A 13,622-nucleotide genomic window follows, 5' to 3' on the forward strand; every position below is an offset into this window, starting at 1 on the left:
GGCGATTTCAGGAAAGCCCCCGCATGAGCCTTGCCCTGATCCTTGAGCAGTTGCTCAATGGTGTTCAGTTCGGATTGATGCTGTTTCTCATGGCCGCCGGCCTGACGCTGGTGTTTGGCGTGATGGGGCTGATCAATCTGGCACATGGCTCGCTTTTCATGATCGGCGCTTTCGTCTGCGCGGCGGTCGCTGGTGTGGCGGGCAGCTTCTGGGTGGGGCTGGTGGCAGGGCTTGCCGCCGCCGCTGCGGCCGGGGCACTGATCGAGATTCTGGTGATCCGCCGGCTCTACGGGCGCGACCATCTCGACCAGGTGTTGGCCACCTTCGCACTGATCCTCATCCTGTCTGAGGGCGTGCGGATGATCTTCGGGCCCTTTCCGCTGTATCTTTCGGTGCCCGATGCGCTGCGCGGCACGCTCGATCTGGGTGTGGTGGAGTATTCGCGCTATCGCCTTGCGCTGATCGGCTTTGGGATCGCCACCGCCATCGGTCTTTGGCTGCTGATCGCGCGCACGCGGCTGGGCATCCGCATCCGCGCCGGCGAAAGCGACCGCGAGATGATCGCTGCGCTGGGGGTCAACATCCGCGTGCTCTATACTGTGGTTTTCGCGTTGGGCGCGGCACTGGCGGGGATGGCGGGCGCGCTGGTGGGCGCAATCCAGTCGGTGCAGGTGGGTATGGGCGAGCCGGTGCTGATCCTTGCTTTCGTGGTGATCGTGATCGGCGGCATCGGCTCTATCAAGGGGGCTATGGTCGGGGCGCTCATGGTGGGCGTGATCGATACGATGGGGCGTTTTCTGCTGCCGCGCGCCTTCGCGCTGGTGCTGGAGCCTGCCCAGGCAACCGGCGTTGGTGCGGCACTGGCCTCGATGCTGATCTATGTGCTCATGGCACTGGTGCTGGTGCTGCGCCCCAAAGGACTGTTCCCTGCCCATGGTTGAAAAGCGCCGCGAATGGACCCTCAACGCCGTGCTTGCCATCGCGCTGTTCGCGGTGCCACTGGCGGCGCTTTGGCTTGACGAGCCGTTCTACATCACGCTGGCCACCCGCGTGGCGATCCTGGCGCTGGCGGGCGTGGGGCTGAACATCGCGCTGGGGCTGGGCGGGATGGTGTCGTTCGGCCATGCGGCCTATTTCGGGATCGGTGGCTATGTGGCAGGGATTCTGGCGCATCATGCCTTTTCGGGGCAGCCGTTATTTCTGGGGCTGTCGGGCAGCAACCAGATGCTGGTGATCTGGGCCGTGGCGATGGCCATTTCGGCGTTGGCCGCGCTGGTGATCGGGGCGCTGAGCCTGCGTACCTCGGGTATCTTTTTCATTATGATCACGCTGGCCTTTGCGCAGATGATCTTCTATTTCGCGCTATCCTGGCCGGCCTATGGCGGCGAGGACGGGCTGCCCATCTTCCTGCGCAACCAGTTTCCCGGCCTCAATACAATGCGCGGATGGGAAATGTTCGTGCTGTCTTACGCAGTTCTGATGCTGGCGCTGGCGCTGTTCGCGATGCTGCGGGGCGCGCGCTTTGGCGCGGCGCTCATGGCGATCCGGCAGAACCCGGCGCGGGCGGCGGCGGTGGGGATCTCGCCCTTCGGCATCAAGCTGACGGCCTTCGTGATCTCGGGCATGATTACCGGGCTGGCGGGGGCGATGATGGCGGAACTGACACGCTTTGTCAGCCCGGCGATGATGACCTGGCAGATGTCCGGCGAGTTGATCGTGATCATCATTCTCGGCGGCGTGGGGCGGCTGTTCGGTCCGGTGGCGGGGGCCGGAATTCTGGTGGCGTTCGAGGTGCTTTTCGGCGGGCTGACCGAGCACTGGCAGTTTTTTCTGGGCCTCGTGCTGCTGGGGGTGGTGCTGTTCGCGCGCGGCGGCCTGATCGGCCTGCTGGCAGGGAGGGAGCGCCATGGCTGATCCCGTTCTGCGGCTGGAGGGTGTCAGCAAGTCCTTCGCTGCGCTTCGCGCGGTGCAGGACGTGTCGCTGAGCCTGGCGCCCGGCGAGATTCACGCGCTGATAGGCCCGAACGGCGCGGGCAAGTCCACCCTCATGGCGCTGGTCAGCGGTGCACTGGCGCCCGATGCCGGGCGTATCGTTTTTCGCGGGCAGGATGTGACGCGGTTGTCGGTCGCGCAGCGGGCCCGCATGGGGCTTGGCCGCAGCTTTCAGGTGTCGTCGCTGATCCCGGAATATTCGGCGCGGCGCAATGTGATGCTGGCACTTCAGGCGCGGCAGGGTCATTCCTGGCGGTTCTTCCACCCGGTCTCGCGCGACAGGTCGCTGATGGATCCCGCGCGCGAGATCCTGCGCCGTGTGGGGCTGTCGGGGCGGGCCAGCGTGCCCTCGGCCGAGTTGAGCCATGGCGAGCGGCGGCTGCTGGAAATCGCCCTGGCGCTGGCGCTGCAGCCTGCGGCCTTTCTGCTGGACGAGCCGATGGCAGGCATGGGCACCGAGGGCACGCGACAGCTTACCGGCTTTCTGGACGGATTGCGCGCCGAGGCGCCGATCCTGCTGGTCGAGCATGACATGGATGCGGTCTTCGCACTGGCCGATCGGATTTCGGTGCTCGCGGGCGGGCGGGTGATCGCCAGCGGGACAGTGGCCGAGATCCGCGCCGATGCCGATGTGCGCCGCGCCTATCTGGGCGAGGAGGAAGGCGCATGACCGCGTTGCTGGACGTCGAGGAGCTTGAAGTCTTCTATGGCGCAAGCCAGGCACTGTTCGGCGTGAACCTATCCGTGGCCGAGGGGCAGGCGGTCGCCCTGATGGGGCGCAACGGCATGGGCAAGACGACCACCATTCATGCGCTGTGCCGGATGCTTCCGATCCGTGGCGGGCATGTGCGTTTTGCCGGGCGCGACATCACGGCGCTGCCCTCGTTTCGCGCTGCGCGGTTGGGGATCGGGTTGGTGCCCGAGGGCCGGCGCTGTTTCCCCAACCTCACGGTGACCGAAAACCTGATTGCCGCCGCCCGCCCCGGCCCCTGGACCTTGCGGCGCGTGCGCGATTTTTTCCCCCGATTGGCAGAACGCGAAGGGCAGTATGCTGCCACCCTGTCGGGGGGCGAGCAGCAGATGCTGGCGATCGGCCGGGCGCTGATGACCAATCCGCGCCTTTTGGTGCTGGACGAGGCGACCGAGGGCCTTGCCCCCGTGATCCGGCGCGAGATCTGGGCCGCCATCGCCGCGCTCAAGGCGCAGGGGCTGTCGATACTGTTGGTGGACAAGACGCTATCTGAAATTTTGCCGCTGGCCGATAGCTGTGTCGTGCTGGAACGCGGGCGCAGCATCTGGCGCGGTCCGCCCGGCGATGTTACCGAAGAGGTCAAGCGCCGTTATCTGGGGCTCTGACATTGAGGCTGCACCATGACGACCCCGCCCGAGTTGCGTTTCCTGAAATGGCTGGTCACGGCGCTGGCCGGGGTAATGATGGTGGGGATTGCGGTGATCGTCGGGGTGCTGGTGCTCCGGCTGGGCCCGGCGGTGACGCCCCCGCCGCTGCCCGCGTTGCCCGATCATGTCAGCCTGCCCGCCGACAGTCGCGCCAGCGCCGTCACCTTCGGGCAGGGGTGGATCGCGGTCGTGACCGAGGGGCAGGAGATCCTGATCTTCGACGCCGCCAGCGGCGACCTGCGCCAGCGCTTCGTCATCGAGTGAAATACCCCTCAAGGCTTTGCCGTCTTGCAGTGGCCGGAAAACAGGAAAGGGGCCGCCAGTCATGCCCAAGCGCCCTGTTCACAGCCGTGACCGGCACGGCAGCGCGCGCCGGACCGTGCGCGCGCTTCTGCTGGTGTTGGCCGTGCTTCTGGTGCTTGCGGCGGCAACCTGGGCCAGCATCCGCCACGCACCCTTTTACTTGCCCCGGATCGGCCCGCCTGCCATCACCGAGATCGAAGAGCCAATCCCCGTTTTCGGATATGCCACGCTGACCAGCCCGCTGGTGCGTTTCGTCGTGATAGGGCGTGCGGTGCCATCCCGCGCGGCCCGCCTGGATGGATACCGCCAGCAGGGGCGGGCGATCTTCGCCGATCCGGGCGGAACAGTGTCAGGCCGGCTTTTCGAGGTCACGGCGGCCGAACTGCATCGGATCGACCGTTACGAACGCCTCGGAACACGCTATGATCGTTCTGCGCTGGTTTTACGTGACGGTGCCGAGGCGCAGGTCTACATTTCGTTGCGCTGACTGCATCGGTGGTTTGATCGTCGGGCGGTGGATTGTCACAAATCTATTGCAATCGGCGGTTAGAAGGTGGCGAACGGGATCGTGATCGGCCTTTTGCCGGGGCGGTCTGCCATATTGTTCCGGCTTCAGGAAAGCTTTGCCATGACCCAACCTCATACTGCTTCGGCCTTCGACAAGGACATGAAGAACCTGCAAGCCATGGTCCTTTCGATGGGCGGGCTGGTCGAGACCGCGATTGACGAGGCGGTGATCGCCCTGGATCAGCGCGACGACGAGCGCGCGGCCGCCGTGCAGCGCAACGATGGACGGATCGACCAGCTTGAAGACGAGCTGAACGCCGCCGTCGTGCGGATGCTTGCGCTGCGCCAGCCGATGGCCAGCGACCTGCGCGCCGCCGTCACCGTGATGAAGATGGCCGGCGATCTGGAGCGCCTCGGCGACTATGCAAAGAACCTGGCCAAGCGCGTGCCGGTTCTGGCGCAAAGCGTGCCGGTTTCCGGGGCGACCGGCGCGCTGCGCCGACAGGCCAAGCTGGTGCGGCTGATGCTCAAGGATGCGCTTGAAGCCTACGCGCGCGAAGATGGCGACATGGCGCGTGACGTGATTCTGCGTGATCTCGAAGTCGATCAGATGACCAACGCGCTGTTTCGCGAATTCCTGACCCACATGATGGAAGTCCCGCGCAACATCACGCCCTGCATGCATTTTCTGTTCATCGCCAAGAATGTCGAACGCATGGGCGATCATGTGACGGAAATCTGCGAACAGGTGATCTTTCTCAACACGGGCACGCGCCCCGGAAGCCGGCCCAAAGCCGACAACACCTCGTCGCTGATTGGTCCCGACACCGGAGAGGGGGGCTGATCGATGGCGGCCCGCCGAGGCGATTCCTCCAAACCGGCGCGCGCGACCGGTGCGGGGCTGGCGCCGCTGGTGCTGGTGGTCGATGACGAGCCCGCGCAACGCACACTTCTGGGCTATAACCTCGAGGCGGCGGGCTTTCGCGTGGTGACTGCGACCGATGGCGAAGAGGCGCTTCTGCTCGTGGCCGAACATGGCCCTGACATCATCCTGCTTGACTGGATGCTGCCGCATCTTTCCGGCGTCGAGGTCTGCCGCCAGCTCAAGGCGCGCGACGACACGCGCGACATCCCGGTGCTGATGATCTCGGCCCGCAGCGAAGAGGATGATCGTGTGCGTGGGCTGGAGATCGGTGCGGATGACTATGTCACCAAGCCCTATTCCGTCAACGAACTGGTGGCGCGGGTCCGCGCGAATCTGCGCCGCACGCGCCCCGGTGCTGTAGGCCGGGTGCTGGAAGTGGGAGACATCACCCTCGACCCGGAACGTCATCAGGTGTTTCGGGCAGGCGCGGAAATCCACCTCGGACCGACCGAATATCGTCTGCTTGCAACCTTCATGGAGCGCCCGGGCAGGGTATTCAGCCGCGAGATGCTGCTCGACCGGGTCTGGGGGCGCGACATCTATGTCGACAGCCGCACCGTCGATGTGCATGTGGGCCGCCTGCGCAAGGCATTGCGCGCCCATGGCGGAGACGACCCTCTGCGCACGGTGCGCGGCGCGGGATACGCGCTGGGCTGAACAGCACGGCCCGTTGCGTCAACGGGCCGCAGCCGGAACGCGTATTCCGGCGCTTGTTCGTGGCTTCGTGATCTTGCCATGCTCGCCATCACGGCGCATTCTATCGGGGCCCTGAAAGGTTGAAGACCGTGGCTCCGATGCGGATCTGGTGCAGCATTGTTCTTGCCTGCGCGCTTGCGCTGGGTAGCGTTACCATGACGGTGGCGCGGGGCATGGCGCCGCCCGATTATACCGCGACCCTTTGCACCGAAGCCGGGATCGTCACAATCCACCTTGATGCCGAGGGCAACCCCACCGGCCCGGGCCATATCTGCCCCGATTGCGTGATCGTCCATGGTGCGCTGCTGCCCGATCAGGCCGAGGTTGTCCATCTGGCCCGGTTGTCCTTTCTGCGCCTCACGCTGCCTGCCGAACCCGCGCCGCGGCTGCGCGAGGTCTGGTTCTTCCATCCGCGCGCGCCACCCCTGCCTGCCTGATTGCCTGCAACCCAATGCAATCCACAGACAGGATACAGATAATGAAACGCACAGTCTTTCTTGCGGCCGCGATCGCCGCGACTCTTCCCGTGGCGGGCTTCGCCGGCGGCGATATCGAGATCCACGATGCCTTTGCGCGCGCTTCCACCGCGGCCTCGGTGTCGGGGGCGGCCTTCATGGTGGTCGAGAACCACGCCGCGCAGGATGACCGCCTGGTCGCGGTCAGTTCGGACGCCGCCGAACGTGTCGAACTGCACACCCATATCGAAACCGACGGGGTGATGCGGATGGTCGAGGTCGAAGAGGGGTTCGTGATCCCCGCTGGCAGCACTCATGCGCTGGCACGCGGCGGCGATCATGTGATGTTCCTCGGGCTGACCGCGCCCTTCGTGCATGGCGAGACCGTCACGGTCACCCTGACCTTCGAGCAAGCGGGTGATCTGGTGGTCGATATTCTGATCGACCTCGAGCGCGGCGTCGATCACGGGCACGGTTCGGGCGGCATGATGGGGCACTGACCCGAACGTGCTTCGCGAGGGGGCGCGCCCGGCGTGCCTCCTTCAGCCTTGCTCGCGGCCCTGAATTTCAGACCCGACGGCCCCAGAGGTCGTAATCGCTGGCTTCCTCGACCTCGACGCTCAGGATCTGCCCGGGCACCAGATCGGCGAAATCACGGTCGATGAACAGGTTTCCATCAATCTCGGGCGCGTCGGCCTTAGTGCGGCAGACGGCGCCCTCGTCATCGACGGCATCGACGATCACCTCGACCCGCTTGCCGACCTTCGCGGCCAGCCGGTCAGCCGAAATCGCCTGCGCCTTTTCCATGAAGCGCTCCCAGCGCTCCTGTTTCAGGGCCTCGGGCACATGATCCGGCAGCGCGTTCGAGCGCGCGCCGGCGACGTTCTCGTACTTGAAACACCCCACCCGGTCGAGCTGTGCCTCGTCCAGCCAGTCGAGCAGGGTCTGGAACTCGTTCTCGGTTTCACCGGGATAGCCGACAATGAAGGTCGATCGCAGGGTGATTTCGGGGCAGACGCTGCGCCAGCGCGCGATCTCATCAAGCGTGTGCGCCGCTGCGGCTGGCCGCGCCATCCGCCTGAGTGTCTCGGGGTGCGCGTGCTGAAACGGGATGTCCAGGTAGGGCAGGATCAGCCCCTCGGCCATGAGCGGGATCAGGTCGCGGACATGCGGGTACGGATAGACATAATGCAGCCGCACCCAGGCGCCCAACTCTCCCATGGCGCGCGCCAGATCGGTGATATGGCTGCGCACGGTGCCGCCGCGCCATGGGTGGCTGTCGTGCTTGCGGTCCACCCCGTAGGCCGAGGTATCCTGACTGATCACCAGTAACTCTCCGACACCGCTGGCAACCAGCCGCTCGGCCTCGCGGAGCACGGCATGGGCGGGGCGGCTGGCCAGACGACCGCGCATATCGGGGATGATGCAGAAGCGGCACTTGTGATTGCAGCCCTCGGAAATCTTCAGGTAGCTGTAGTGGCGCGGGGTCAGCTTTACCCCCGAAGGCGGCAGCAGATCGACGAAAGGGTCGGGATCGGGGGGCACTGCCGCGTGCACGGCATCAAGCACTTGTTCGTACTGGTGTGGTCCGGTGACGGCCAACACCCTGGGATGCGCGCCGGTGATGTATTCGGGGTCGGCGCCGAGGCAGCCTGTCACGATCACCCGTCCGTTTTCTTGCAGCGCCTCGCCGATTGCGTCCAGGCTTTCGGCCTTGGCGCTGTCGAGAAACCCGCAGGTGTTGACGATCACCGCATCCGCGCCCGCGTATTGCGGGCTGACGGCATAGCCCTCGGCGCGCAGGCGCGTGAGGATACGCTCGCTATCGACCAGTGCCTTGGGGCAGCCCAGGCTGACCATGCCGATCGACGGCTGGCCCGAGCGCCGGCTATCGGGAACCTGCGCGCGCGCGCGGTCGGGGCGAAGGTCTGGCGGGTTCGCTTTCATAGATTGCCATATAACGGACTGTTTCGCGCAGGCAAAGGGCCTGACAAGGGAGTGATCGGTGTTGTTGCGCGGCTGCTTGCCGGTGGCGGCAGGCGGCCCTATCCTGACATGTAGCAGGCAGGAGACATCATGCGCTGGATTTTCAGGACACTCGGGGCCCTTGTCGTGTTTGCGGTGCTCGGGACTGGCGCGTTACTGCTGATCCCCGGCGAGCGCATCGCCAGTCTGGCCGCGCAGCAGTTCGAGGCGGCCACCGGACGCACACTCGAATTCTCGGGCGAGGTGCAGCCGACCCTCTGGCCGGTTGTCGGGGCCGTCAGCGGGCCGGTGCGGCTGGCCAATGCCGACTGGTCCGACGAAGGCCCGATGCTGGAGGCCGAGGGGCTTGAGATCGGGCTTGATGCGCTGGCGCTGATGCGCGGCGAACTGGCTATCCGCAATATCCGGGCGGTGGCGCCGCGCATCGTGCTTGAGCGCGCGACCGACGGGCGCGAAAACTGGAATTTCGGCGATGTTGGCGGTGCCGCCGCCGATCCGGCGGGAGGCACGCCCTCAGCCGCATTTTCAGGGCGCGGGTTCACTCTTGACCGTGCCGAGATCGAAGATGGCGCTCTGGTCTTTATCGATCACGGCGCGGGCATGCGGCTTTCGCTGAGCGCTCTGAACGCCGCCATGTCGCTGCCTGATCCTGCCGGGCCGGCCAGCCTGGTGGCCAGCGGGCAGCTGGGGCGCGAGGCCTTTGCCATCGATACCCGTGTCGAAGGGCTGGCGCGCGCGCTCGACGGGGCTGTCGTGCCCTTGCGTGTCGCGCTGGAGGCGGCAGGCTCGTCGCTTTCCTTTGATGGCCGGGCTGGCAGCACGCCGCTTTCCGTGGATGGCCCGCTCGAGCTTGCGCTTGCCGATCCGGCGCGGCTTTTCGCCATGTTCGGCCTGCCCGCGCCCGATCTGCCGCCCGAGCTTGCGGGCGGGGTGCAGGCATCGGGCCGGGTCACGCTGACCGGCGAGGGGGCGCTTTACCTGCGCGGGGCCGCGCTTTCCCTTGCCGGGGTCGCGCTTGAGGCGCTCGACCTCGATCTCACGCCCCCTGCCGAAGCGTCAGGGCCGGCGCGCCTTGTGGCCTCGGGGCGGCTTGACGGGCAAGCGCTGTCGCTCGACGGGCAGAGCGGTGCGCTCGATGCGGCGTTGTCCGGGGCGCAGGGGCCGCTGGCGCTGACCGTCAGGCTGGGGGAAAACCGGCTGCGATTTGATGGCCGGGCCGGGCATGCGCCGCTGGCCGCCGAGGGCCGAATCGAGGCCAATGTTGCTGATCTGCCCCGCCTGCTGCGCAGCGTTGGACAGCCTGCCCCTGACCTACCCCCCGCGCTGCGTGCGCCGTTGGCCGCGACAGGGCAGTTGCGATACGGTGCCGATGGCACGGCCAGCCTGAGCGACGCGGCAATCTCGCTGGGGTCGAACAGGCTGAACGGGCAGCTTGTCTTCGTGCCGGGGGGCGAACGCCCGCGCCTGACAGGCAGCCTGTCAGGTGGCGCGCTCGATTTCAGTGGTTTCCTGACGCCTGCGGCACCTGGTGGCGCGGGGGCCGACGGGCAGGCGCAGGGCTGGCCAACCGATTCGATCGACGCCTCTGCGCTTGGGCTGTTTGACGCCAACCTCAATCTTGCGGCGCAATCGGTCAACCTGGGCGAAGTGCAGCTTGGCGCGACGCGGCTCAACTTTGCGCTAGACCGTGCGCGGGCGGTCACGACCTTGCACGAGATGCGCATTTATGACGGCAACCTGACCGGCGAATTTGTCGTGAACAACCGCAGCGGCCTGTCGATGGGGGGCGAACTGCGGCTGGCCGATGCGGCGCTGTTGCCGCTGCTGCGCGATACGGCCGATTTTGAGCGGCTTTCCGGCCGCGCCTCGGGGCAGTTGAATTTCCTGGCTGTCGGCAACAGTGTCGATGCGCTGCTGCGCAGGCTGTCGGGGCAGGGGCGGATCGAGTTCGGCCAGGGCGAGATCATCGGCTTGGATCTTGCCGGGATGCTGCGCAATCTTGACCTGTCCTACATGGGCGAGGGTAACCGCACCATCTATGACAGCGTCACTGGCAGCTTCACCATCGCGGACGGGGTGCTTTCGAACAGCGATCTGCGCATGGATGCACGGCGCGTGACGGTGGACGGGCGCGGAACGGTCGATATCGGCCGCCAGCAGCTGAATTACCGCGTGACTCCGCGCGCCTTTACCGGTGACGAAGGCAGCGGGCTGCGGGTGCCGCTCCTGATCGCAGGCGCCTGGGCCGCACCGCGGGTGCGCCTGGATCTGGAGGCGCTGGCCGAAGAGCGCCTGCGGCTGGAGCGTGAAGACCTGGAGCAACGCGCCCGCGAAGAGGCGGCCCGTGCCGAGCACCGCGCCCGCGAAGCGGCCGAACAGGCGATCCGCGACCGCATCGGGGTTGAGGTGGAGGAAGGCGAAAGCGCCGAAGACGCCCTGCGCCGCCGGTTCGAACGCGAGATCGAGCGCAGCCTGCGCGGCCTGCTCGGCGGTAACTGACACATCCGGGACTGCCGCCCCGCAATTCACATGAGGCGTTTCCTGAAAGTGGGCAGCGCCCGAAGGCGGCTTACCCCGTCAGCGCCGGCGGTCGCGGCGGGTGGACATCGGCTGGAACGCCAGCGACACATGCGCCTCGCAATAGGGTTTTCCCGGTTGCGAAGGCAGCCCGCAAAACCAGAAATCATCGGTCGCGGGGTCGCCGACAGGCCATTTGCAGGTGCGCTCGGTCAGTTCCATCAGCGACAGGCGCAGCGCACGCTTTTCGGTTTCGCGCACGGTTTTCAGCGCCTCGGGGCTGACTTCGTTGGCCGATGGCTGCGGCGGCAGCGGCTGGCCCGCGGGGATGATCTGGCGGCGCGGCGGTGTTGGCGCGGCGGCCGGGCGCGGCTCGGGGCGGGCAGCGGTGTTTTCGCTGCGGCCATTGCCGCCAGGCGTGGCCTTTGCTTTGCCCGGGTCGGCTTCGGTGGGCTTGCCGCCGTTTTCGCTTGTGCCGGGGTTTGCCCCGGCCGCCGGACGGGACCGTGCACCCTGCGGCGCTGCGACAGCGGCTGGTTGACTGTCTTCGACCGTTTCTTCGGTGGATTTTGCCACTGGCCCCGCTGCTGAGGCAGCCCGGTTTGAAAGGCCCAGCCGGTGCACCTTGCCTATAACCGCATTGCGTGTGACCCCGCCCAGTTCCTTGGCGATCTGCGAGGCAGACTGCCCCTCGGCCCACATGCGCTTGAGCGTTTCGACCCGCTCGTCCGTCCAGGACATGATCCGTGCCTCCGGATTGAAAATTGGCCCCCGCGCCGCTATTGGGGCGAGGTCATCGAGGATGATTTCCCGTGCGCCCCTATTGTAAGGGCGACGCAGTGAGATACAAGCCGAACAGGCCGAATGCAAGCAGCGAGGACGCGCGATGGATACCCGCCCGACCGAAATGGCGGCCAGTATAGCAAGGTCGATGGGGGTGCGGCGTTTTGGCCGGGTCAACTGGATCGGCCTGTGGTCGCTCTGCGAGCGCGAAGTGCGCCGCTTTCTGGCTGTCTGGACGCAGACACTCGCCGCGCCGCTGATTACCGCCGCGCTGTTCCTGGCAGTCTTCAGCCTGGCGTTGGGACCGACGCGGGGCGAGGTGATGGGCGTGCCCTTCGTGCAGTTCCTTGCCCCCGGCATCCTGATGATGACGGTGATTCAGAACGCCTTTGCCAACACCTCGTCATCGATCATGGTCTCGAAGGTGCAGGGCAATATCATCGACACGCTGATGCCGCCGCTTTCTCCGATCGAGCTGGTGCTGGGCTATCTGGTGGGCGGGGTGGCGCGCGGGCTGCTTGTGGCGGTGGCCGTGGCTCTGCCTATGGCGCTGCTTCTGGGGGTGGGGCTGGCCAATCCCGGATGGGCGCTGGTCTTCGTGCTGCTCGGATCGGCCTTCCTGGGCGCGCTTGGCGTGCTGGCGGGGATCGTCGCGCACAAGTTTGACCATATGGCTGCGATCACCAATTTCATCATCACGCCGCTGTCGTTTCTTTCGGGCACCTTCTACTCGGTTGAGTCGGTGCCGCCGCTGATGCAGACAATCCTGCACTGGAACCCGGTGTTCTACCTGATCGACGGGGTGCGCTACGGCATGATCGGGCAATCGGATTCATCGCCGTGGCTGGGGCTGGTGGTTGTCAGTCTTGCCACATTGGCGGCGACGGCGCTGTGCTGGCACTGGTTCCGCACGGGCTACCGGCTGAAATCCTGACGTGCCGCAGGGTGAGGGGCCACGGGGCGGAGGGCCGCTTGCCCCGCCGGATGCAAACGGGCATGACAGAAGGGCAGGGCCGGGCAAGGCAGGACGGGATGGCATGGACATAGCCGAGTGGAGCCGCAAGATCAGCGCCGGAGACCGGCGCGCGCTGGCGCGGGCGATCACGCTTGTCGAAAGCGGGCGCGCCGATCACCGTGCGCAGGCCGCCGCCCTGCTCGAGGCCTTGGCGCAGGACGGGCGCGAGGCCCTGCGGCTGGGGCTGTCCGGCACACCCGGCGTGGGGAAATCCACCTTCATTGAAGCTTTCGGCCTGATGCTTGTGGAACAGGGGCTGCGGGTGGCGGTGCTGGCGGTCGATCCGTCCTCGGCGCGTTCGGGTGGCTCGATCCTGGGCGACAAGACCCGGATGGAACGGCTTTCGCGCGATCCGCGCGCCTTTATCCGCCCGTCACCCAGCCAGACGCATCTGGGCGGTGTCGCGCGCCGCACGCGCGAGGCCGTGGCCCTGTGCGAGGCGGCCGGCTTCGACGTGGTGCTGATCGAGACCGTGGGTGTCGGCCAGTCGGAAACCGTGGTGGCCGAGTTGTCGGATGTCTTCGTTCTGCTGATCGCGCCGGCGGGCGGGGATGAGCTTCAGGGTGTCAAGCGCGGCATCATGGAAGCGGCTGATCTGATTCTGGTGAACAAGGCCGATGGCGAGTTGAAAGACGCCGCCCGCCGCACCTGCGCCGATTATGCCGGGGCGCTGCAGCTCTTGCGCAAGCGCAGGCATGACCCGGAGGGCTTCCCCAAGGCGCTTTGTGTCTCGGCACTCGATGCCAGCGGGCTGAACGAGGCCTGGGCCGAGATCACCGCGCTTGCCAGCTGGCGCAGGGAGCAGGGGCACTGGAAAGCCCGCCGCGCGGCGCAGGCCCGCCACTGGTTCGAGGAGGAGGTGCGCGAGGCGCTGCTCGCGCGTCTGCGCGCCAGCGGGACGGCCCGCGCGCGCATGGACCGGCTGGGCGAGGCGGTTGCCGAAGGGCGCATGAGCCCGGCCGCCGCGGCCGCCGACGTGCTGGCCGCCTTTTCCGCGCCGCCCGTGGCGGACACTTCACCGCGCAAAGGGGGATGAATCGCTTGA

15 protein-coding genes are annotated in these 13,622 nt (G+C 66.6%); 13 read left to right on the plus strand and 2 right to left on the minus strand.

Annotation, left to right across the window (positions count from 1 at the left end; translation table 11 throughout):
- Positions 1-23: 23 nt before the first annotated feature.
- The 10 genes from DQ229_RS12435 (at position 24) to DQ229_RS12480 (ending at position 6,776) form a co-directional block, all read left to right on the plus strand.
- A complete protein-coding gene (locus DQ229_RS12435) occupies positions 24-941 on the plus strand; it encodes a branched-chain amino acid ABC transporter permease (RefSeq protein ID WP_114966581.1) in 918 nt (305 codons plus the stop codon).
- A complete protein-coding gene (locus DQ229_RS12440; RefSeq protein ID WP_114966582.1) occupies positions 934-1,914 on the plus strand; it encodes a branched-chain amino acid ABC transporter permease in 981 nt (326 codons plus the stop codon). Before DQ229_RS12435 ends, DQ229_RS12440 begins: the two co-directional genes overlap by 8 nt.
- Positions 1,907-2,662 carry an ABC transporter ATP-binding protein gene (locus tag DQ229_RS12445; protein WP_114966583.1) on the plus strand — a complete coding sequence of 252 codons (756 nt, stop codon included), beginning with the start codon at positions 1,907-1,909 and terminating at the stop codon, positions 2,660-2,662. The genes DQ229_RS12440 and DQ229_RS12445 overlap by 8 nt, the downstream gene beginning before the upstream one ends.
- Positions 2,659-3,348, plus strand: a complete 690-nt coding sequence (locus tag DQ229_RS12450; RefSeq protein WP_114966584.1) for an ABC transporter ATP-binding protein — start codon at positions 2,659-2,661, stop codon at positions 3,346-3,348. The genes DQ229_RS12445 and DQ229_RS12450 overlap by 4 nt, the downstream gene beginning before the upstream one ends.
- A 15-nt stretch (positions 3,349-3,363) precedes the next feature.
- Positions 3,364-3,654, plus strand: coding sequence for a DUF6476 family protein (locus tag DQ229_RS12455; protein WP_114966585.1), 291 nt, complete (start codon positions 3,364-3,366; stop codon positions 3,652-3,654).
- 61 nt (positions 3,655-3,715) lie between these two features.
- Complete coding sequence (locus tag DQ229_RS12460) at positions 3,716-4,180, plus strand: gamma-glutamylcyclotransferase family protein (protein ID WP_114966586.1); 465 nt, start codon at positions 3,716-3,718, stop codon at positions 4,178-4,180.
- 141 nt (positions 4,181-4,321) lie between these two features.
- Entirely contained in the window at positions 4,322-5,044 is a 723-nt protein-coding gene (gene phoU, locus DQ229_RS12465) for a phosphate signaling complex protein PhoU (protein ID WP_114966614.1), read from the plus strand.
- A 3-nt stretch (positions 5,045-5,047) separates the two neighbouring features.
- Positions 5,048-5,782: a phosphate regulon transcriptional regulator PhoB gene (phoB, locus tag DQ229_RS12470; protein ID WP_114966587.1), complete on the plus strand. Its 735-nt coding sequence runs from the start codon at positions 5,048-5,050 to the stop codon at positions 5,780-5,782.
- A 137-nt stretch (positions 5,783-5,919) separates the two neighbouring features.
- Entirely contained in the window at positions 5,920-6,258 is a 339-nt protein-coding gene (locus DQ229_RS12475) for a DUF2946 family protein (protein ID WP_114966588.1), read from the plus strand.
- 41 nt (positions 6,259-6,299) lie between these two features.
- The gene (locus DQ229_RS12480) at positions 6,300-6,776 is read left to right on the plus strand and encodes a copper chaperone PCu(A)C (protein ID WP_114966589.1); all 477 of its coding nucleotides are present in this window, start codon (positions 6,300-6,302) and stop codon (positions 6,774-6,776) included.
- 67 nt (positions 6,777-6,843) lie between these two features.
- Here DQ229_RS12480 and rimO read toward each other — a convergent pair whose 3' ends face one another.
- Complete coding sequence (rimO, locus tag DQ229_RS12485) at positions 6,844-8,223, minus strand: 30S ribosomal protein S12 methylthiotransferase RimO (protein WP_114966590.1); 1,380 nt, start codon at positions 8,221-8,223, stop codon at positions 6,844-6,846.
- Positions 8,224-8,352: 129 nt separating this feature from the next.
- Between rimO and DQ229_RS12490 the strand changes: the two genes are divergently transcribed.
- Positions 8,353-10,761, plus strand: coding sequence for an AsmA family protein (locus DQ229_RS12490; RefSeq protein ID WP_114966591.1), 2,409 nt, complete (start codon positions 8,353-8,355; stop codon positions 10,759-10,761).
- A gap of 78 nt (positions 10,762-10,839) precedes the next feature.
- Here DQ229_RS12490 and DQ229_RS12495 read toward each other — a convergent pair whose 3' ends face one another.
- Positions 10,840-11,520 (minus strand): GcrA family cell cycle regulator, encoded by a 681-nt coding sequence (locus DQ229_RS12495; protein WP_114966592.1) that lies wholly within the window; start codon positions 11,518-11,520, stop codon positions 10,840-10,842.
- Positions 11,521-11,665: 145 nt separating this feature from the next.
- On the opposite strand from DQ229_RS12495, the gene DQ229_RS12500 reads away from it, so the two are divergent.
- Both DQ229_RS12500 and meaB read left to right on the plus strand, forming a co-directional pair.
- Positions 11,666-12,496 (plus strand): ABC transporter permease, encoded by an 831-nt coding sequence (locus DQ229_RS12500; RefSeq protein ID WP_238381068.1) that lies wholly within the window; start codon positions 11,666-11,668, stop codon positions 12,494-12,496.
- Positions 12,497-12,599: 103 nt separating this feature from the next.
- Positions 12,600-13,613, plus strand: coding sequence for a methylmalonyl Co-A mutase-associated GTPase MeaB (meaB, locus tag DQ229_RS12505; protein ID WP_114966593.1), 1,014 nt, complete (start codon positions 12,600-12,602; stop codon positions 13,611-13,613).
- The last annotated feature ends 9 nt before the right edge of the window (positions 13,614-13,622 follow it).

The sequence above is a fragment of the Alkalilacustris brevis genome, assembly GCF_003350345.1.
Lineage (GTDB): Bacteria > Pseudomonadota > Alphaproteobacteria > Rhodobacterales > Rhodobacteraceae > Alkalilacustris > Alkalilacustris brevis.

Excerpts from the sequence above, each read along its gene's own strand:
- DQ229_RS12450 (WP_114966584.1), top strand. The coding sequence starts at position 2,659 with ATGACCGCGTTGCTGGACGTCGAGGAGCTTGAAGTCTTCTATGGCGCA.
- DQ229_RS12445 (WP_114966583.1), top strand. The coding sequence starts at position 1,907 with ATGGCTGATCCCGTTCTGCGGCTGGAGGGTGTCAGCAAGTCCTTCGCT.
- DQ229_RS12475 (WP_114966588.1), top strand. The coding sequence starts at position 5,920 with ATGCGGATCTGGTGCAGCATTGTTCTTGCCTGCGCGCTTGCGCTGGGT.
- meaB (WP_114966593.1), top strand. The coding sequence starts at position 12,600 with ATGGACATAGCCGAGTGGAGCCGCAAGATCAGCGCCGGAGACCGGCGC.
- DQ229_RS12490 (WP_114966591.1), top strand. The coding sequence starts at position 8,353 with ATGCGCTGGATTTTCAGGACACTCGGGGCCCTTGTCGTGTTTGCGGTG.
- DQ229_RS12495 (WP_114966592.1), bottom strand. The coding sequence starts at position 11,520 with ATGTCCTGGACGGACGAGCGGGTCGAAACGCTCAAGCGCATGTGGGCC.
- phoU (WP_114966614.1), top strand. The coding sequence starts at position 4,322 with ATGACCCAACCTCATACTGCTTCGGCCTTCGACAAGGACATGAAGAAC.
- DQ229_RS12455 (WP_114966585.1), top strand. The coding sequence starts at position 3,364 with ATGACGACCCCGCCCGAGTTGCGTTTCCTGAAATGGCTGGTCACGGCG.
- phoB (WP_114966587.1), top strand. The coding sequence starts at position 5,048 with ATGGCGGCCCGCCGAGGCGATTCCTCCAAACCGGCGCGCGCGACCGGT.
- DQ229_RS12480 (WP_114966589.1), top strand. The coding sequence starts at position 6,300 with ATGAAACGCACAGTCTTTCTTGCGGCCGCGATCGCCGCGACTCTTCCC.
- DQ229_RS12435 (WP_114966581.1), top strand. The coding sequence starts at position 24 with ATGAGCCTTGCCCTGATCCTTGAGCAGTTGCTCAATGGTGTTCAGTTC.
- rimO (WP_114966590.1), bottom strand. The coding sequence starts at position 8,223 with ATGAAAGCGAACCCGCCAGACCTTCGCCCCGACCGCGCGCGCGCGCAG.
- DQ229_RS12460 (WP_114966586.1), top strand. The coding sequence starts at position 3,716 with ATGCCCAAGCGCCCTGTTCACAGCCGTGACCGGCACGGCAGCGCGCGC.
- DQ229_RS12440 (WP_114966582.1), top strand. The coding sequence starts at position 934 with ATGGTTGAAAAGCGCCGCGAATGGACCCTCAACGCCGTGCTTGCCATC.
- DQ229_RS12500 (WP_238381068.1), top strand. The coding sequence starts at position 11,666 with ATGGATACCCGCCCGACCGAAATGGCGGCCAGTATAGCAAGGTCGATG.